Genomic DNA, 20,127 nt, shown 5'->3' with positions numbered 1-20,127 from the left:
TACCTCATTTTAATAAATCTTGAATTGGATGCGATTGCTTTAAAAATGATTGCATCCATATCGCAATCGGATGCGAAACGTTGGCAAGTAATATAAAAGCTAAACCAATATAATAAAGTAGAAGAGAGGAGTAGCAATTTAACGGGTTCTCTTCAGGGCTGCAAACAGAGAAATAACACACTGTTTAGCATATTGAATCACAGAAAACAGTGTGCAATGAGCATCGCATTTAGCGGTGCTTTTTCATTTCTTAAGCTCAAGAAGAGTCCCCTTTTTTAGGAATACATTGGGATATCCTTGATATAGTTATGGGGAGGGATTTAAATAAGGAGGCTATAGCATAGTTCGTTGAATTCATAACCCTCGGAAAAATGAAACCTTTCAAGCCTTATAAGCGTATCTATAATATAACTATGCTTGTGCCACAATCTGGCCAGATCGTGAAAAGTAGGACAAAAAACGAACTCGAATTTTTTATAGGGGGACATTTATGATCAAAAAAGCAAGATTTATTTTGTTGTTAATTGGTATCTTACTATCTCTAATAGGCATGCCTTATTTATTGGGATACTCATCTAATGACATTTTAAAATATCCTTTGTATTTAGGATTGGTATTAACTGTTGTGTTTTTCTACCCTATAAAATTACTGAATAGAAAATAGTGTTATTAAAGTAATCGGGGCGATTCTTGAAGAAGAATTTGCCCTCTTTTAGCAACAGAGCCAGGTTGTTGAGTATAAACTAAAGAGAGTTTTTACTGTGGAGGTATTAGATATTGAAAAGACCATTTGGAATTAGATTGGATGGTTGTCTTTATGCAACTAGTGGAGAAGATTTAAGTGAAGAAGAGTTTTCGAATGCTTTTATAGAATTTATTGAAGAAAGAGGATTATATTTCGGTGGTGGGCTGTACCAGATTGACGAAGAGGGAAATTTTATATCAGGTGTTGAGTAGAATATCTCGCAATCGGGTGCGATTGTAGCGTAAGCGATTGCGTTCATATCACACAATCGGGCCAGATGATTGAATTGGGATTTGCTGGGATGCAAATCATTACTGTTAAAAGAAGTTGTCATTTTAATTTATATGTTGAAAAAGTTACCTGTAAAAAAATTGAAAAGCAGTGAAAGTGGTGAGTTTTTATGAATTTATTAAGGGTAGAAGGAATTAGATATATTATATTTTGTGTTAGTATGTTGATTCTAGCGTTTGTAGATTTTCTGAATATGAGTGCTTTTTTTGTTCTTGGAGCTGGTTTCGTTTTCCTGAATTATATATTAGGAAAAAGAGGTTTTAATAAAGATTACAGTAATATTTACTTTAATTTATTTTATGTCGCATTTACTATTTTCACTGTTTTGTTAATAAATATAACAGTAGGATGGAGTTAAATTAAAATCTTTTTAGAAGAGTGAAGATGTTTTAGTCACATGAAATCGCTATAAATCGCCAATAGCTCAAATTTAATTATTCTGCAAACGGGCGCGATTGTTTAATAAGTGTCTCTTTTTTCTTCTTCAACTAATCGGGTGCGCCTAATGCATAAGGACTGGGCTACAATCGGACCATATACTGGAGAGATTAAAATGAAAAATGCCTTATTGATATTACTTTTACTATTTTTATCAGTAGTTTTAACCGCTTGTGAAAATGAAAGTCAAGAGTTAGAAAAGAAAGAGGAATTAAATCACGTTGTTAAACCAGAAAGTATACAGGAAGTGGAAGGTCCAATAATTGTTCTTGAAAACGAACAAAACCTTCTTCCAACCTTTCAGAGTATTGCTTCTCCTTCTATATCCCTTTTATCTTCTAATGGGGATGTGATATTCCCATCATTTGACCATTCCTATGGTGATGTGTGTTGGAACGATTGTGACGAATTTTATCATTACAATTACCCGACTATTCATAGTGGCGACGTTGTGGCAGGTAATCAGCTTCAAATTGATTGGAGTACGTTAAAACCACAACCAACAGAAATTCATTTCATACACATAGATAACAGAGATGATTATGATAAGAAAGAATTAAGTAGGGAACAAAAGACTCCTGAAAATACACCGCTAAAAATTACAATTGACGAAGAAATAATTGGAAGTCAATATGCACTAGAATTTATCTGGATAGATGGGGGATCGGTTAAGGGAAAAAGTATAATAAATTTCAAACTAGAATAGTGAATTTAAAAATCCACTTCCCTTCGATTTAACATTGCATTATCAATTGTTTTAAAATGATATTTTCCTCTTACAATAATTATTGTGTATACCTTTAACGGGTGCTTTAATCGTACAGCGTTGTGCAAGAATAGGGTGCGATTGTGGCACAAAAATTATTTTGAGAACCTGTGCGCGACACTATTCAGTGAATACAAAGCGATTGTATGATGGTACAAGATAAATCAATCCCTGTGCGGTTTTTCTATACTTTTTGAATAATTATTTGAATGTGTAAGTAGTTCGTCTTTGTGTCTGACACAGGTATCTCTTTTAATTTTTGCAGATGGTTGCTTACGTGGAGAAGCGATGCGAAAGTACTTTATCCTTTAAAACTTTTAGAAAGAATGGACAGAAAAGTTTTATCGTACATATCATTGAGTGACCCTAGTGTAAAAATGCTAGGGTCACTTTTTTTACCTTATAATTGTTGTAGTGAAAGAAATTAGTGTTAGCTAACTGTGCGCGACGCTACTCAGAAAATACAATGCAATTCTACAATAATACAAAGTAAACCATTACCTAAGCGTTCTCTTCACTTATTGTGTAATTAATTGAATGTGTGAATTGCCAGGCATTTCGTATGAGCACAGGTACCTCTTACTAATATGAGAAAACGGTCCCCAGTCCGAGAACTGGTGAACCGGTCGTTGCTGCTCGTTAGCCGTTTACAAGTTCTGTTACATTGCGCTCGATAACCCGAGCGCTACCTGCCGTTGCGAGTGGAGCGCCGTTGATTTCAAATACGTTCGCAGCAATGATCTCCTGCATCGCCGCTTCTATGCTTTGCGGCGTCAAATCTGCACGGGGTTCATCCACGGTCAAACTGACCTTTTTCCCGCTTGCTGTGTTGAAGTTCAATTGTAGTGTTTTAGCCATGTTCTATCCCTCCCTTTCTATTGTCTAGACTCCGGGCACCACGTCGCTAGATTGACTTATGCCTGTGGCGTCTAGCGGGCGCCTTGCTATTCCTGATTAGTTAATTTGTTACTCAATCAATCAAACTCGATGTTTCCACGATATCCGCTCCGATGAACGGCAAAGTTGAAAGCTGACCAAGTTGTTCCAGCGCTTTGTACAAGTTCTCAGCTGGTGCATTTTCCTTGATGTTGCGGTACGTCTTCGCTTTGCGGATAATCTTTCCGTCCTCTGTCAAACCACCGTCGAAGAAAACGCGACCCGCCGCTTGTTGAAATTCAATTGTTGCTGCCATTGTATTTCACCTCCTTTCACCCTTTATATAGAGTGATGGGGAAGGAAAGGGGACAGTGTTTTTAAAAATGATTGGTGTTGAAGTGGTGGAGCACTGTACACCACACAATTCAAACGCAATTCTGGGTTGTTCCTTCCACGAAACAAATCCGGTTGATGAAACCGACGTGAAAGTTTCGTGCACCCCACACTACTCTATTTTAATACTCTTATACTCTTAGGTTATTGCTAGGGGCATTTTGCCCTCTGTAGAGGAGGCAATTTGCACTTCCACTTGGGCTGATTTTGCGGTCGTCGATGGTGCATTTTGAACCGTCTGATATTGCAACTTTGTAAAATTAATACGGTAGCATTTCGTGTTGTCCATTTTCGACAAAGTATCTAATTTTTATGATGTAATTGCATCATTTTTTGGTTGCTTATTGTTAGCGCAGGCAGCCAAACAATAATATTATTATCGATAGAATAACCCCTCAACGGCTACATCATAATCCATGAAAGCCTTGCTAAATAAAGCCTTGCCAATAATTTCACGGAAAACACCTGAATAATAGCCGGGCAGGTTCCGGACCTTTTTCTGTTTCGTTGTTTGAACGGCAATACGAAGTGCTTGCATAGCTAATTGCTCGAACAGTTCTCCTTTGTCTTTATGAATACTGAATTTCAGCATTTGCAGGGACTGGTGCCGGTAGATGCCGTAAAAGTTTCTTGCCAATTTACTGTCCCCGATTGTTGAAGAAAGAAGCGATTTCATTTTACCGAAAAGTGTAGTAGGCACAATTTCCGGAGGAGACGTTCTTTTAATGTCTTTAGTATTTATCGCTTTAGAAAGAAAAGCTTCGTTTTGCGGTTTTGAAGGTTCTACCTTACTGGCAGAAGGTTTTTCATCATCCTTCGGGGTGTTCATTTTCGACTGGTCACTAGTAGGTTTAATGACGTAAATGTTAGCGCCTAGACCGCTCATAACAGGGCGGATATAGTGAATGCGTTCGATAATTCCGAGCTTTTCTAATTTGCGAATGGCGCGTCGTACAGTCGCGTTGGATTTCAAAATAGCCTTTTCAATTGTTTCGTGTTTCAAATGTGCAGCGCCATATTTAACGGAGTAGCGACGGATCATATCAAGAACAGCCCGCTCAGTTTGGTTCATAGCGTCCCAATTCGTGAGTACATGTTGTCTTGTCGCCGCGTCTAGATCGTGTTTGTTTGTGAAGTGAGCGTACTCAGAAAGGTAAGTTGTCATAAAGAATATCCCCTTTATTTTTTATATAGAAGGAAAGTGGGGGAAAGGGGACAATTTGGTGAAAAAACTTTTTATTTTTTTTTGAGATGCTGGGAAGCAAATTAAAATATGGTTGGCTGGATTCAAATTATTAGACAAATAATAAAAAAGTTGAAAGAAAATAGAGTATTAAAGGTTGTGCAACAAACAGGGAAGTCTCATAAGCGCAAAGAAAAGAGACAACCAAAACAATGTTTGTGGTTGCCTTCTATTTTGTTTTATGTTTGTCGGAGCTAAACGGCGCATCCCACTCTTATAGGTTAATTTACTTCCTAATTTGACAAGGATTCTGCGCTTTAAATGATGGCTACCTGTGCGTCGTGCAATTCTGGTACAATTCTGATTTGTTCCTTCCCTGAAGCAAATCTGATTGTTGAAACAAACATTAAAGTTTGGTGTACAGGCACCTCACAATTATACTTTTAAATTCAATAAGAGTTTCACAACAGCGCATGTTATCCAGTTCCCTGAACTTCTAACAACAATTAGCCAGTACAAGGAGCAACACATTAGTGAGGATACCGTGAAGGGGATCAATGAAAAGCTCGCGGAACTTTTGGCTCTAGTTAAAAATGACAGGAAACTTTTCAAGGCTGAGCACATGCAATCGATTCGAAAAGCGAAAGATGCTAAACAGACGGGACGTTCACATATGAGCCATGCGAAAAAGATGTCCAAGCATGATGCCTCGCTAATACATACTGCTTGTCCGGAGTGTAATGGGCGGTTGACCCTGAAGACAGGTAGATACGGAAATTTTATGGTTGCAGTAATTATCCTGATTGCCGGTATACGAAGAGTGTGAATGTGGATCAGCAGCGGCGGAGAGTTTGATATTGTAAGTTATCAAGTTTAGATAAATTGAAACTCAAACGAGATTGGGCATAACAAGTATAATTAGGTCTTTAAATTTAGGTTCCTATTCAGTAAATGCAACTCAATTTAATAATACAAAGTAATTCAATACCTATGCGAATATTCTTTCCCTTTTGTATAATTACTTGAATGTGTGAACTGTTCGTCTTTGTGTCTGACACAGATACCCATTTTATTTGCTTTTTTAACATATATCTGTTATTCTAAAGAAGAATTATTTTTGTTCGTTTTCAGATTGAGAAAAGATTTTGTTTTTCGTCTAAGTATTTGAGCAAGGATAGTAATACATTGTGTGGATATCCGCACTAGGAGGCAACAATTATGGAACAAGGTACAGTTAAGTGGTTTAATGCAGAAAAAGGTTTTGGTTTCATCGAGCGTGAAGCAGGAGAAGACGTATTCGTACATTTCTCAGCAATCCAAAGCGAAGGTTTCAAATCTTTAGACGAAGGTCAAAGTGTAACATTTGAAATTGAACAAGGACAACGTGGCCTACAAGCTACAAACGTTCAAAAAGCTTAATAATAGCTAGAAAAAGACCCTATATGTAGGGTCTTTTTTTATTTGTTTGAATTAGTTTTAGGCACCCTCGTGCGCGGAACTGTTCAGCAAATACAATGCAATTCTATAATAATACAGATTAAATCAATAGCTATGCGATTTTTATTTATATCCTAAATAATTACTAAGCCGTAAATATTGTACCTCTTTTCTATACCGGAAAGTATCTAATGAAAAGGGGGTTTTCGAGCCCATCTCACTAGTTTTTTATGAAAGTAAGTGGTTAATCAACTGAAGCGCAAATATGCATACTGTCATGCAAGTTTGGTTAGCAGATAGTTAAGCCTTAGTTTTTCTAAAACGCATCCAAACAAAAATGCCAACTAATCCTGCAACAACTAGTGCCCCGGTGTATAAGTAGTACTGCTTAGCATTCTTATCTGGAGTTTTTTCGTTTTGTTCAGGAACTGTGCCTGGACCAATCAATGTAATATCGTCAGTAGCATTCGCTAGCACAGCAGTCCTGTCACAAAGCGTAGTTGAAAGTACGGACTTTCCATCCATATCCCAATTATGAGCATACACCAAATACTCTTTTCCAATCGTAAAGTCTATGCCACAACCTGCTGAATCATTTCCTGTGAAAACGGAAATATCCGCGTTGTCGACACCTTTCCATACTTCCGCCACTTTGAAACGAACTGTTTTTCCGCTTTCCCCATCCACACCCTTACCTTTTTCTATTGTCATTACTTCTCCACTAAAAACAGCAGTTGCTTCGCTTAGTGCTATATCTGCGGGTGGTAGAACCATACAGGAACAAGCCGCCGCAGGCAAAGGTCTATAAAATACTACAAATAGTACCAGTAAGCAAAATGCAATTACACCCAATCTCTTTTCCATAAGATCTCTCCTCTGCACTCTATTTATGATTAGTTCGTTTCGCGGGGGAATAAGTTCCAATACATCTACTTGAATTCGTGCTTTATTTTGAGACACGGGTCCATTACTACCATTAATAATCAATGCACTACTTTCTTACTATACATACGTATAAATAATGCCTGCTCCCAACACTAATTGGGGGCAGGCACTTTAGTTTAAGGTATCAAAACGTATAGAATATGACTACTAATCACTAATTCCTATCAGCCTCAATCATTTCCGCAATAACCTTCCCATCAATGAAATCAGGTGCTTTAATATCCATCAACTGATACAAGGTAGGGGCGATGTCTAGTGTGGATACTTTTTCTGTAATCTTCACTTTTGAATAAGTACCGCCTGTCACATACAAAATAGGGCGTAATTCCATCCGCTCCGGATCGCCACCGTGACTTCCGCGGTCCGCTGCTATTTTGACTGCAGATCCGAAATCATCTTGGCCGATGTAATAGCCTTGCTTCGCAATAAGCAATACGTCACCCGCCTGTTCGTGTTGAAGAATTTCCATGTCCTGATCCCCTGCTGCAACTACTTTTTCAAAGGGGCTCTCTTTCGATCCAACCAACACTTGAAATAAAGATCGTTCATCATCATTATGGCTATTTTCACGCTGCCTATGATATAAATACTTGACTCTGTTAATAAAAGAGGGCTCTGTCGCTTTGAATTCTGTAAAGATATCCATAATTTCCTTTTGAACGTCGGGGAAATCCTCTTCAGAGACGATACCGTTCCGTTCTCTATCCTTTAAATTAATGTAAATATGTGCAATGGCACCACTTGCGACAGCGAATGCTTTGGATTTTTTAGAATCCACTTTGCCGTCTTTATCTAGTTGTAAAAGACCGGCTTGCTCAAGTTCATGATTTGGCGAAATCATTGTGTGAACGGGTTCCATACCGTGATCCGAAACGATTAAAAGTCGATCATTGTCGGTCATTGTCTTTAAAACAGTGCCAATTGTTCGGTCGGCGAGCTTATAGGACCAAGTAACGTACGCCATAAACTTTTCTGACTTTTTCTTCGTATAACCCGGCTGCCTTGGATCTACCAATAAGTATTTATGCTCTTCATGGTCAATTTGGGGATAATAAAAGAAAAGTATATCGGGTTTGTATTGTTCTTTAATATAAAGGGATACATCAGTTGTCCACTTCGCAAAACGTTCATGGATGACCTCGTATTCGTGGCGTGTAATCCAACGCTTTTCAAGTGCCTTATCATCGTACTCAACGGGAAGAAATCCAAACTTCGATGCAATATTTTTTTGAAATTGTTCCGGTCCATGTAGGACTGCTGACGTGACAGCGGTCCTATAAAGTTTAACGTCTTTGAGCGTGGGATCCACATCTTTTAGCTTGAATGACAAGCCGGCAAGGTGATTCGTATTGATGGGAAATGAAATTGAACCCCAATCGTTTTCTGAAATCGTATCAATCAAAAGGCCGTTTTTCTTCGTATAAAAATAAAAAGTATCATAGTCCGTTTTTTTGTTGTCCGTAGAATCTAAGGCTAAAATATAGATTTCCTGATCAACTGTTTCTTTAAGTTTCAGTGTAAGGGTTGCTTCTTTTACAGGACTAAAACTTTTGGGAAGTTCTGTCCACTCAGTAGGTAACTTGAATTTAAGTTTATCCAAAGCGCTATCAGCCCAAGTTGTGCCATAATAAACGGCGTATGTGGCTTTATTTCCCTCCATAGGATTCGAACCTGGAAAGAGAACAGTAGCCGTTGTTTTTCCTTGTTCCCTTGCTTCAGCCCAAATCGGTGTAGCATCAAGTGGTGAGAAAAATGCGCTTTTATTATCAGCTAAATCCATGTTGGGCATACGCAGGTGATTACTAATCATGCCCGTAATTCCAGGCTTTGCTCCAGTGGAGATCGCCGCGTGGGAAGCCGCCGTTAAAGAAGGGTAAATCGTTCGAATATCCTCAGCCACAAGGCCGTTATTTTGCACCTTCTTAAAGTTCGGCAGCACTCCTTCTTCTATGTAGTTTTCTGTAAAATCGTGACGCATTCCGTCAAATGAAATGACCATATATGTAGGGCTATCCAGATTATTTGCAGAAGATGAATGCGGAAAAATTAGCTGCGTGACTAAAACTAGTATAATGAATGAAGTTAATTTCACGCTCACTTTCAAAGTTATGCACCCCCTTTCGTTGTAAGTAGATTCCTAGTGCCTATACCCTTTATTGGAAAAGGCAAAACCTATGAGAAACGAGTAAAGTAGTGATCCTATTGACCAGTACACGAAGTGCTAAAGCTTTGTGGGACGAAAGAATAGAGGGATATTTACCAGGAGAAAATCCGCCAAAGATGCAATTTTGGCGGCTGAAACTTTCTATAGGTTTGCTCTTTTTTACTAGTCTCTTTTACAGAACCTTGAGTTGTCATAATTCAACCGTGAACAGGCACATTAGTTTGGAGTGAATTACTTCTTCTGCTGGTTCCTTCTCTTAGAAGATGGCGGTATTGGCCTATCCGTTCCAGCTTTTTTCTTCACTTGTCGTTCAACCTGTTCAAAACTTCTTATATCTACGGGTCGAACTGTAATAGGTTCTTTTTTTAACAATTTACTCATTCCGAATACAAGCAGAAGAAGGAGTACTGTGAATGGTAATGCTGCCACAAGTGATGCCGATTGCAGCGCTTCCAGACCTCCTGCATACAATAATACTGCCGCAATGGCGGACATGAGGAATCCCCAAACCATTTTAACAACTAATGGAGGGAGTAGACTTCCGTTCGTTGTCATGCTGGCAAGGATGTATGTTGCCGAATCCGCGGAAGTCACTAGGAATGTAAATATCAAGAGAATCGCCAACGCGGACATGAGTCCCGTGAATGGCATATGTTGAAACGTTTCAAAAATTGCAGATGTGACATCTGCGTCGACAGCTTCAGCAATTTTTGTGCCGTTATTCAAATCGCTGTAAAGCGCAGTTCCACCCAGTGTAGCAATCCACATACATGCAAACACTGGCGGCAGAACCATTACGCCAATGATGAATTCCCGAATCGTTCTTCCTTTCGATACGCGTGCAACGAATGCACCTACGAAAGGGGACCATGCAATCGTCCATGCCCAATAAAATATCGTCCAATCCCGTATCCAGGTGCCTCCTTGATAGGGCTGTAATCGAAAGCTATATTGGATAAAGTTTGTTATATAATCACCAATCGCCAATGTAAAACTTTCTAAAATGAATACTTTCGGGCCTACAATGAAAAAGAATGCCAGCATTGCAATGGCTAGACCCAAATTAAAGTTCCCTAAATATCGAATGCCTTTATTCAAACCACTTAAAGAAGACAGCATATAGGATATGAAGACGACTAAAATGATAATTAGCTGAACACTAAACGAGCTCTTTATGTTGAAAACGGACTCAAGTCCGCCGCTCATTTGCAAAATGCCAAGACCCAGTGACGTTGCAATTCCCATGACAGTCGCAATAACCGCGAAGGAATCGATTCCAATCTTCACTTTCTTGTTTTTTCCTAGTAACGGTTCCAAAGCGGTTGAAATGAGTCCATCCTTTTTCTTGCGGAACTGTAAAAAACCAATGACTAAACCCACGATACCAAAAATGGCCCATTGGGATATACCCCAGTGAAAAAACGAATACCCCATTGCAATACGTCCAGCCTGTTCAGATTGAGACTCTATGCCACGGATCGGAGAAGTGAAATAATGACTCATCGGTTCTGCAACACCCCAGAAAACAAGTCCGACTCCGAATCCGGCTGAAAATAGCATGCCAATCCACGTGAAAAATGGAAAGTCTGGACGTTCCTCATCTCCTCCAATCCTAATTGCTCCGTATTTACTAATTGCTAGACCAGCTAAAAATACAACTATGATGAAAACCGAGAGTAAGTAGAACCACCCGAAGTTTATCGTTGTAAAATCGTATAATACATCTGCTACATGTCGGAACTTAACTGGTATTGTAGCACCTAATACTACAAGCACAAAAATTACTGACGCCGAAATTGAAAATACTGGATTCTTCCAAAACTTCTTGTCCAAAGATAATCGCCCCTTATTAGATCCTTAATAATGCTATACCCTAAATTACTAGCATTAAAAGCACATTTACTATAATTTTAGAACCAATAAGAATGATGCAATTCAGACAATTCACTAGTGTGACAGGTTTCACTATACGTCAGGCACCTATGCACAACGATATTCCGACAATTTAATACAACTACATATTTAAATTTAGGTACCTGAAGTGTAGCAGTTGTGTTCCACTGTGAATGTCTTTGTCGAACGCACGGTAGATATTTTTTCCGTGTGTAGTGAAATGCAAAACTCCTCGAGAATTCTATAAAAATAGGGCAGGAAACAAGGCGAAATAGTAGCGCGCAATACATCCGGACCGCGTTGAACCGGTTCGTAAAATACGAATTTCTAACAAATGAATCAACCAGGCAAAATAGGTTCATAACCATTGTCATCTGGAACTCTTACTAAAAAAGCCGTAGCCTCCTAGCTGAGCAACTAACAGACGACCAACATGGCCATCATAAACAACTAACAACTACTAAGTACTATAAGAAAGGAAATAATATAAGAAAAGCTACTTTCTTTCAGAAAAACTGTGTCGTGGTGTGGGTATCACTGGTACTACTTTTTAACTCGTAATTTGCTATGAACAAAACTAAACATCATTTTATATTTACAAAAGATACTTCATGAAGTACTATTACGCTAAACGATATATCGTTACACGTAATACCGCGTGGCATAATAACTTAAAATGTGAAAGTAGGAATGTTAGTAATGGCATATAATGGGGGACCGATGACTGAAGCTATGTATTATGTACTGCTAGCATTAATGCATCCCAACTATGGGTATCAGCTGATGCAAGCAATTACAGAAGTTTCGAATGGCAGATTAAAGATGGGACCGGGGACACTTTACGGAGTACTCTCACGGATGCAAAAAGACGGCCTTATTTCATTAGCAGAAGATGATGGTAGAAGAAAGACCTATCAAATTACATCAGAAGGGGAGCATGCATTAAAGACAGAGTATAGTCGATTAAAATCCTTAATCCAAGACGGAAATATGTTAGAGATAGGTGATGAGAATGAATAAGATTGTTCGTAAACTTCGTCCAAGTGATTATTGGCGAATCGGTGAACATGAAAGCTGGTTTCAAGATATGGCTGCAAAGGGATTCCATCTAAAAAAGATGGGGTTACGTTTTGTTCATTTTGTTAAAGGTGAACCGGAAAAAATGAGGTACAGAATCGATATATCATTAAATAAGAGGATTACACCAGAACAGATTGAGATGTATGCGGATAGTGGATGGGATTATGTGACAGGCCATCAATATTTTCAAGTGTACGCATCACCTGTTGAACGCGGTGCACCAGAGCTACATACAGACCCTGCCGAGCAATCTTTTACATTAAAGGCACTGGGCAAAAAATTAGTCTTTAATGCTGTTATGGTTGTTGTCGCGTTACTTTTTACGATTGGCATGTTAGCAGCAATTTGGTTTCTTGATGGAACACCGACCTTTGTTTTGGTTGATGGGTTAGTTATTCAACAAACGCTTTTATTTATTCTATTTGTATATCCGTCCTATATTTCACTACAAGCAGCCATATCCATTCATGCTTTACGAAAAGATCTGATTGAAGGAAAATCGATTAATCATCATGCCCCATGGAAGAAGCACTTTCGATTAAATTCGGTTATCACATTCCTATTTACAATCGTTGCTGGATTGAGTGCCATCGTTCCAATCGGGCAGCTTATAAAAAGTAATACAGCAACATTGCCAGAAGAAAATCTTGACTTACCAATCGTCAGATTAGCAGATGTAGAGCAGAATCCTGCTTTGGTTCGGGGAGAAGCTTACTATATGGGAGACGATGTTGATTGGAGCAACCGCTATACGTATAATTGGAGTCCGTTAGCACCAATCAAATATGAATCAGATGAACACGGAGTTGTTCCCGGAAAAATGTGGGGGGACGGGAGTGGTGAATATTCACCGAGTATTAGAACAATGGTTTACCAGTTACGTGTACCAACTTTAGCAGATAATCTAATTGCTGATTTAATAAAAAGATATAATTATGAATATAGCGATGATGATTTTGTTGAAACAAAGCATGCAGACCTCAATCTTTTAATCGTTCATGAGGAAGATGATTTTAAAGAAGTATTTGCTTCGAAAGGAAAAGCTGTCATATATGTTCGTTATTATGGGTATGCGGATATAAATCCAGTAATAGAAAACATAGTGGATAAGATTAAATTTATAGCGGAGTAATCATAGGGATCGAATGTTTATTGGATGAAAAGTACTTTAACAGTATAAAGGAAAATTAATTTAAAAGAATTACTGGATACGTTGATTGTAGAATTATTCAAAAGTTAAATAACATTATTTTACCCCCATCATCAATCAGAATGGGGGTATGCTTGTTTGATGAATAAATAATAAATAACTTAATTTCAGCTAGTTGCGGGGCACTATTCAGTGAATACTAAAAAATTGTATGATAATGTAAAATAAATCAATCAATACCTATGCGATTTATTTTTCTTTTTGTATATTATTTTGAGTGTGTGAATTATTCGTCTTTCCGGTCTGACACAAGTACGCCTTTTTATTCACCCTTATTTATACTTATTTACTATTTCCTCTGGAATATGACAATAATCATTTGGACATCTAGCTAACCTATCTTGATGTTCTTCTGCACTTCTTACATAGTTTGTAAGAGGTAATACTTCAACAACTATATGGTCATAATCATTTCTCTCACTAAGAAACGCCTTCGCCTCTTTTATGTGTTCAGGTTTTTCACTATATACGCCTGTTCTGTATTTCTCGCCAACATCCTGTCCTTGTTTATTCAAACTGTAGGGATCAATAATTTCAAATAAATACCCCATTAATTCCCTGATTGTTACAACTGTCGGATCAAATCCAGTTTTTACACATTCGGCGTACCCATCATAATCACCCTCAAGTGTATGACTTGTTCCATTAGCTCTTCCTGCTTCTGTAAACTTTACTCCAGGTAACGTTTTTATAAAAGCTTGTACTCCCCATAAACATCCGCCTGCAAAATATACTTTTTCCATATTGACCCTCCTCTTTTTTTAAAAAACCAGAAAATTTATTCCAAATAAATAGAAGGGAATAACTGTAGTCACTAAGTCTACTACTCATTAAAATAATGACAAATTTTCTTATTCCGCATTATAGCCCGTTTACAGAAGATTTATATTACCTCAAATTAATCAATTTTGTATAGCAAGTATAACATTCCCATTTTTGAAAAGTATATTTTTTATTCTTGATCATCTAGAAGGTATGAGGTGGTAAAGCCTTTGTCACTAGGTGGTAATAAACATGTCATGAGTAGTACCTATTGTTCTTTGTAATCAAGACAAACATACACTTCCGCATTTGCATATAAATTAGTAAAAAGGCAGGCGGTCATGATATGGAAAAAAACAAGCATCTATTCCTAAGGCTAAGTCCCCGGGATCTAGATGGTATCTTATGCGACAACTACGGACTATGTCGATGGATGAGCTACTTGATGGGGAAGACAAGCTTAGTGCTTCAAGGAATGAACAAAGCATAGGTCTGCCAATAAAGTAGAGTAGGGGAATCAAAGAAAAAGCATGATCCTTGGATTAAAGGACCATGCTTTTTCCAATCCCCAATAAAAATGGGGTGCACTCGGAAAATTTGATAGTTTTAAATTACGCAAACTGTTCTTTCTGACGATTATTCGAAGTTCTTTCGTCTATCCAGTTCGTTACTTCTGACTCGATTAGCCCATTTGGCCCTACAGTCGCAAGATGTTAGGTACGCGAACTGTATGTTAAAGTCAGTAATTCAATTGCACTAAAAACAAAAAATGGACCGTTTACTGCTTGATAACACATACTGATTTGGAACCAACGTACAGGGTTCTTAACAAATGTACCGCTCGTCAGTAAAGCAAATTTTCCGCCAAGGCTGTGCAGTTCATCCTCAGAATCGCTCGTAGGTTACTCGTCTACGCGTTTCATCCTTCGGTAGTTCCGCCTTGTAATCTAAGTATACCCAGTAGGAGATTATGATAAACCACTTTAAACCAAAAATATAAAAACATTTTCTGTTTTAAACTTTTTAGGTAGCTGCGCGCAGAACTATTCAGTAAATACAACTTAAGTCTATACCAATAAAAGTTAAATCAATAGCTATGCGGTTATTTTTTTAATCTGTCTACCTAATGGGGACCATATCAGTTTAAGACTAATCGATTCTTTTTTCAACCGGAAACTCTAATTGTTCCTGCAAACTTGCGAGGGACGACTACGCTTTTTTTGGATCATCTAAGTTAATAGCAAGGTTTGCCTACAAATACTAACATTTATAAATAAAGTATTGACATTTGCGGTGTATCCATGTTAAATTTAGCTTGAATTCAAGATACTTTGATTCAAGGCATTTAGATTTAATGCTATAGAAGAGTGATGCGATTGGAAATTGCTACAATTAGCTGTTCCTCTCAATCGACTCATGAAGTGATTAGAAAAGATACAGCTAAATATAAATTGAATCCAACAGAGTCACGTAAGATTTAATTTTTTTTGATTAAGTATCTCGAATTAAAGATGTTTTAATTTGAGATAACAAATAGGAGGAAACGTAATGAACCATTTAAAAGGAATTCACCATGTAACAGCTATTACAAGTAGTGCAGAAAAGAACTATGAGTTTTTCACATACGTATTAGGAATGCGTTTAGTAAAGAAAACAGTCAATCAAGATGATATTCAAACATATCACTTATTCTTTGCGGATGATAAAGGCTCTGCGGGTACAGATATGACATTTTTCGATTTCCCTGGTATTCCAAAAGGAACACATGGCACGAACGAGATTTATAAAACAGCTTTCCGTGTGCCGACAGACGCAGCACTTGATTACTGGGTGAAGCGTTTTGATAAGTATAAAGTAATAAATACTGGTATTGAAGAAGTTTTCGGTAAGAAAACTATTTCATTTGTAGACTTTGATGACCAACAATATATGTTGGTTTCCGATGAATTCAACGAGGGTATTGAATCAGGAACACCTTGGCTCAATGGGCCTGTACCATTGGAATTTGCAATTACAGGATTAGGACCGATTCATGTTCGTATCGCACAATTTGATTATTTAAAAGAAGTATTTGAGAAAGTAATGTTAATGCGTGAAATCGCACAAGAAGGTTCACTGCATTTATTTGAAATGGGTGAAGGTGGGAACGGTGCACAAGTAATTGTGGAACATAATACGATTTTTCCGGAAGGTCGCCAAGGCTACGGAACAGTTCATCATGCTGCCTTCCGCGTAGAAGATACGAAAGTATTATATGAATGGATTGAACATATGGAAGCTGCTGGTTTCGGTACTTCTGGGTATGTGGATCGATTCTTCTTTGAATCTTTATATGCACGCGTAGCACCAGGCGTCCTTTTTGAATGGGCAACAGATGGTCCTGGCTTTATGGGAGATGAGCCTTATGAAACGGTAGGGGAAATTTTATCATTACCACCTTTCCTTGAAGGGAATCGAGAACAAATTGAGGCATCAGTGAGACCAATCAACACGGTGCGTAGCGCGATTAAAATAGAAAAAGAGTACTTATAAGGGGTGAAATAGAAAAAATGGGGTTTTTTAATAAACTAATTGGAATACGACAAGAGGAGGAAAAACCAATGACAAAATCAAACATAGGTATTATTTTAGGATCAACACGTGAAGGACGCGTTAGTCCACAAGTAGGGGCGTGGGTAAAAGAATTAGCAGATAAACGTGGGGATGCAAACTATACGATTATCGATATTGCAGAATACAAATTACCACTTTTAGGTGAAGCTGGCGGCGACGCATCAGGTGCGGCAGCATGGTCAGAAATCGTTACAAAACAAGACGGATTCGTATTTATCGTTCAAGAATATAATCACTCTATAACAGGAGCACTAAAAAATGCGTTGGATTACTTACGTGTGGAGTGGAACAACAAAGCGGCTGGTATAGTGTCATACGGTTCGGTAGGTGGAGCTCGTGCAACAGAACATTTACGTGGTATTTTAAGTGAATTACTGATAGCACATGTTCGTGTACACCCAGCATTATCATTATTTACAGACTTTGAAAATGGTACAGTCTTCAAACCAGCTGCTGTACAAGCAGAATCAGTAAACCAAATGTTAGACCAAGTGATACCTTGGACAACTGCATTAAATACAGTACGTAAGTAATAAAACGTATGTAAATCTCTACATATCACAAAATGTGCAAGAGCACATTTTGTGATATTAATAAATAAGTTCTGAGCAAAATGATATCTAGTGGAATGAAGGTTTTGCTGAGAATTTATACAGGAAGGGAAGATACTAGGATGAATAAGATTGCGGGCCATCACCATATTTCCATGATTACAAAAAAGGGACAACAAAACAATCAGTTTTATCAACAAGTACTCGGACTTCGCAGAGTGAAAAAAACAGTCAATCAAGATGATCCAAGTATGTATCATCTGTTCTATGGGGATTTAACTGGCAGTGTTGGAACAGAATTGTCCTTCTTTGAAATCCCGATGGCAGGAAGCACAAGGAGAGGAACGAATTCCATTACTCGGATTGGGTTACTTGTTCGAACTTATGAAAGTTTATTGTATTGGAGGCAAAGATTTGAATTACTTGATGTAAAGCACGGGGAATTAACCAAGTACGCAGGACGTGACGCACTCCATTTTGAAGATAATGAGGGTTTACGTCTAGTCCTTTTAAATAATAATGACGACGAGGTTCCGGCATTATGGCGGACATGGGACGGTTCAACTGTTGTAGAGCAACATCGTATTCTTGGAATGGGCGCAGTGGAAATGACCGTGCAATCTTTAGATAGCCTAGCGAATACATTAGAAAACTTATTTGGCTATGAACTAGCCTTTCGTAAAGAAAAAGAAGCTATCTACCAGTCAGTAAAAGGGCAGTCTTTTGGTGAGATTGTCATTGTGGAGAAGGGCGGTCCGAAAGAAAAGCCAGGGAAAGGCAGTGTGCATCATATAGCTATCCGGGTAAAAGATGGCGATGAGTTGCGCAAGTGGAATCAGCGTATTCAAGACTTCGGTTTTGAAGTGAATAAAATAACAGATCGTTACTATTTTGAGAGTTTATATTTTAAAGAAGAAAATGGGATTTTATTTGAGTTAGCTACAGACGGACCGGGCTTTACGGTGGATTCTACCATTGAATCACTGGGTAAAGAGTTAGACTTACCGCCGTTTTTAGAAAGCAAGCGGCTTGAAATCGAGGCGAAATTAGAACCCATTGAGTAAAGGCAGGAAGAAGTTGACCAAGTGATAACGATAGGAAAAGAAAAGTGGTCGATGTTTTCGTGGTTATCGTAAACAGCCCGGTGCATCTGTTAAATTCATTGAATAGAGGAGGAAATAATAATGAAAAAACAAACAGCAGGAATTCATCATATTACAGCAATCGTAGGTCATCCACAGGAAAATATTGATTTTTATGCAGGTGTATTGGGTTTACGTTTAGTTAAACAAACAGTTAACTTTGATGATCCAGGCACTTACCATCTATATTTTGGCGATGAAGGAGGAAAGCCGGGAACAATTATTACATTTTTCCCTTGGGCAGATGCCTATCAAGGACAAATTGGAGACGGACAAGTTGGCGTGACAACGTATGTAGTCCCAACTGGAGCATTAGGTTTTTGGGTCAACCGTCTTGATAAATTTGCGATTTCATATAAAAAAGCAGAGCGTTTTGGAGAGCAAGTGATTCAATTTGATGATCCGCATGGCTTGCATTTAGAGCTTGTTGCACGTGCAGAAGGTGAACAAAACAACTGGACATTTGGCGGAGTAACGCCCGAAGTCGCAATTAAAGGATTTGGTGGCGCAACACTTTACTCAAGCAGACCAGAAGAAACTGCTAAAACATTAACGAATGTAATGGGACTTGAATTGGTTGGTACGGAAGGTGACTATACTCGCTTTAAAGCTTCAGCTACTATAGGCAATATCATAGATTTAAAAATGGTGACTGGTGTTCGTGGCACGATGGGTGTTGGCACGGTTCACCATATTGCATGGCGTGCTCAGGATGATGTAGATCATCTTGAATGGCAACAACATGCGATGAATCTGGGTCAACATGTAACTGAATTGAAAGATCGTAATTATTTCAACGCACTATACTTCCGTGAATCGGGTGAAATATTATTTGAAATTGCAACAGACCCACCAGGATTTGCACATGATGAAACACTTGAAACAATGGGGACTCATTTGATGTTACCTGGACGATATGAACAACAACGTGAGCAATTAGTTAATGCACTTATTCCTATTCAAGTGCGTCCAATCGACTAATAAAGGGGCTGAACAACAAATTGATTTCCATTAATCCAAAACAAAATAGTGAGCGGGATAATTATAAACTGCTCATTGGCACTATAATTCCTAGACCCATTGCTTTTGTTACTACACAATCTGAGGATGGTATCGTTAATGGTGCCCCATTTAGTTATTTTAATATAGTTTCATCCAACCCTCCGATGGTTTCACTAGCTATCCAAAGACCTAATGACCATCTAAAAGATACTGCTCGCAATATTTATAATAATCGTCAATTTGTAGTGCATATTGTGGACGAGGACAATGTGGCGAAGATCAACGAAACCGCAGCCTCATTACCTGCAACTGAAAGTGAAATCGAATTGGCGAATCTAACGCTTGTGCAAAGTGAAAATGTATCTGTACCGGGAGTGAAGGAAGCTAAAGTTCGAATGGAATGCAGACTTGTACAAGCTATTCCTTTAGGTGGAGAAGGACCTGGCAGTGATTTGTTTATTGGTGAAGTTGTTCGGTTTCATGTGGATGAAGCAATTTATGAAGATGGACGAATCGACACTAGAGGTTTAAATGCGGTCAGTCGCTTAGCAGGCTCTAATTACGCGGCAATTGGTGATATTTTTTCTATTGAAAGACCTAAGTAGTGGGTGGAATCTTTCAATAAATAAATTCAGG

The 20,127-nt window shown here is 38.3% G+C and carries 18 protein-coding genes; 11 read left to right on the top strand and 7 right to left on the bottom strand.

Going from position 1 to position 20,127, the window contains the following annotated elements:
- Positions 1–777: 777 nt before the first annotated feature.
- Together H2672_RS15550 and H2672_RS15545 are read left to right on the top strand one after the other, a co-directional pair.
- Complete coding sequence (locus H2672_RS15550; RefSeq protein ID WP_186672870.1) at positions 778–957, top strand: hypothetical protein; 180 nt, start codon at positions 778–780, stop codon at positions 955–957.
- A 632-nt stretch (positions 958–1,589) separates the two neighbouring features.
- Positions 1,590–2,180 carry a hypothetical protein gene (locus tag H2672_RS15545; protein ID WP_186672869.1) on the top strand — a complete coding sequence of 197 codons (591 nt, stop codon included), beginning with the start codon at positions 1,590–1,592 and terminating at the stop codon, positions 2,178–2,180.
- Positions 2,181–2,879: 699 nt separating this feature from the next.
- On the opposite strand, the gene H2672_RS15540 is transcribed toward H2672_RS15545, so the two are convergent.
- The 3 genes from H2672_RS15540 to H2672_RS15530 form a co-directional block, all read right to left on the bottom strand.
- A complete protein-coding gene (locus H2672_RS15540) occupies positions 2,880–3,098 on the bottom strand; it encodes a DUF2922 domain-containing protein (protein WP_186672868.1) in 219 nt (72 codons plus the stop codon).
- A gap of 112 nt (positions 3,099–3,210) precedes the next feature.
- Positions 3,211–3,432, bottom strand: a complete 222-nt coding sequence (locus H2672_RS15535; protein WP_186672867.1) for a DUF1659 domain-containing protein — start codon at positions 3,430–3,432, stop codon at positions 3,211–3,213.
- Between the two features lie 453 nt (positions 3,433–3,885).
- Positions 3,886–4,674 carry a helix-turn-helix domain-containing protein gene (locus H2672_RS15530; protein WP_186672866.1) on the bottom strand — a complete coding sequence of 263 codons (789 nt, stop codon included), beginning with the start codon at positions 4,672–4,674 and terminating at the stop codon, positions 3,886–3,888.
- A 786-nt stretch (positions 4,675–5,460) separates the two neighbouring features.
- Here H2672_RS15530 and H2672_RS19990 point away from each other — a divergent pair.
- Positions 5,461–5,547 (top strand): topoisomerase DNA-binding C4 zinc finger domain-containing protein, encoded by an 87-nt coding sequence (locus H2672_RS19990; RefSeq protein WP_370569676.1) that lies wholly within the window; start codon positions 5,461–5,463, stop codon positions 5,545–5,547.
- 363 nt (positions 5,548–5,910) lie between these two features.
- Entirely contained in the window at positions 5,911–6,111 is a 201-nt protein-coding gene (locus H2672_RS15520; protein WP_025783429.1) for a cold-shock protein, read from the top strand.
- A gap of 318 nt (positions 6,112–6,429) precedes the next feature.
- Here H2672_RS15520 and H2672_RS15515 read toward each other — a convergent pair whose 3' ends face one another.
- The 3 genes from H2672_RS15515 to H2672_RS15505 form a co-directional block, all read right to left on the bottom strand.
- Positions 6,430–6,993, bottom strand: coding sequence for a hypothetical protein (locus H2672_RS15515; RefSeq protein ID WP_186672865.1), 564 nt, complete (start codon positions 6,991–6,993; stop codon positions 6,430–6,432).
- A gap of 235 nt (positions 6,994–7,228) precedes the next feature.
- Positions 7,229–9,172, bottom strand: coding sequence for an alkaline phosphatase family protein (locus tag H2672_RS15510; RefSeq protein ID WP_370569675.1), 1,944 nt, complete (start codon positions 9,170–9,172; stop codon positions 7,229–7,231).
- A gap of 297 nt (positions 9,173–9,469) precedes the next feature.
- A complete protein-coding gene (locus tag H2672_RS15505) occupies positions 9,470–11,071 on the bottom strand; it encodes a BCCT family transporter (protein ID WP_186672862.1) in 1,602 nt (533 codons plus the stop codon).
- 759 nt (positions 11,072–11,830) lie between these two features.
- On the opposite strand from H2672_RS15505, the gene H2672_RS15500 reads away from it, so the two are divergent.
- Positions 11,831–12,151, top strand: coding sequence for a PadR family transcriptional regulator (locus tag H2672_RS15500; RefSeq protein ID WP_186672860.1), 321 nt, complete (start codon positions 11,831–11,833; stop codon positions 12,149–12,151).
- Entirely contained in the window at positions 12,144–13,343 is a 1,200-nt protein-coding gene (locus H2672_RS15495; protein WP_186672859.1) for a DUF2812 domain-containing protein, read from the top strand. The genes H2672_RS15500 and H2672_RS15495 overlap by 8 nt, the downstream gene beginning before the upstream one ends.
- A gap of 350 nt (positions 13,344–13,693) precedes the next feature.
- Here the strand turns inward: H2672_RS15495 and H2672_RS15490 are convergent, their stop codons facing one another.
- Positions 13,694–14,164, bottom strand: a complete 471-nt coding sequence (locus H2672_RS15490; protein ID WP_186672858.1) for a peptide-methionine (S)-S-oxide reductase — start codon at positions 14,162–14,164, stop codon at positions 13,694–13,696.
- A gap of 1,567 nt (positions 14,165–15,731) precedes the next feature.
- On the opposite strand from H2672_RS15490, the gene H2672_RS15485 reads away from it, so the two are divergent.
- The 5 genes from H2672_RS15485 to H2672_RS15465 all read left to right on the top strand — a co-directional run bounded on the left by H2672_RS15485 (position 15,732) and on the right by H2672_RS15465 (position 20,096).
- Complete coding sequence (locus H2672_RS15485; RefSeq protein WP_186672857.1) at positions 15,732–16,715, top strand: ring-cleaving dioxygenase; 984 nt, start codon at positions 15,732–15,734, stop codon at positions 16,713–16,715.
- Between the two features lie 17 nt (positions 16,716–16,732).
- On the top strand, positions 16,733–17,329 hold the full coding sequence (locus H2672_RS15480; protein ID WP_186672856.1) for an NADPH-dependent FMN reductase: 597 nt from the start codon (positions 16,733–16,735) through the stop codon (positions 17,327–17,329).
- Between the two features lie 140 nt (positions 17,330–17,469).
- Entirely contained in the window at positions 17,470–18,411 is a 942-nt protein-coding gene (locus H2672_RS15475) for a ring-cleaving dioxygenase (RefSeq protein ID WP_186672855.1), read from the top strand.
- Between the two features lie 120 nt (positions 18,412–18,531).
- Complete coding sequence (locus tag H2672_RS15470; RefSeq protein WP_186672853.1) at positions 18,532–19,470, top strand: ring-cleaving dioxygenase; 939 nt, start codon at positions 18,532–18,534, stop codon at positions 19,468–19,470.
- Positions 19,471–19,490: 20 nt separating this feature from the next.
- Entirely contained in the window at positions 19,491–20,096 is a 606-nt protein-coding gene (locus H2672_RS15465; RefSeq protein WP_186672851.1) for a flavin reductase family protein, read from the top strand.
- Positions 20,097–20,127 lie beyond the last annotated feature (31 nt).

This window comes from Sporosarcina sp. BP05 (assembly GCF_014282005.1).
Lineage (GTDB): Bacteria > Bacillota > Bacilli > Bacillales_A > Planococcaceae > Sporosarcina.
The sequence above is the reverse complement of the archived record's forward strand: the minus strand, read 5'-3'. Positions and strand labels throughout refer to the sequence as shown.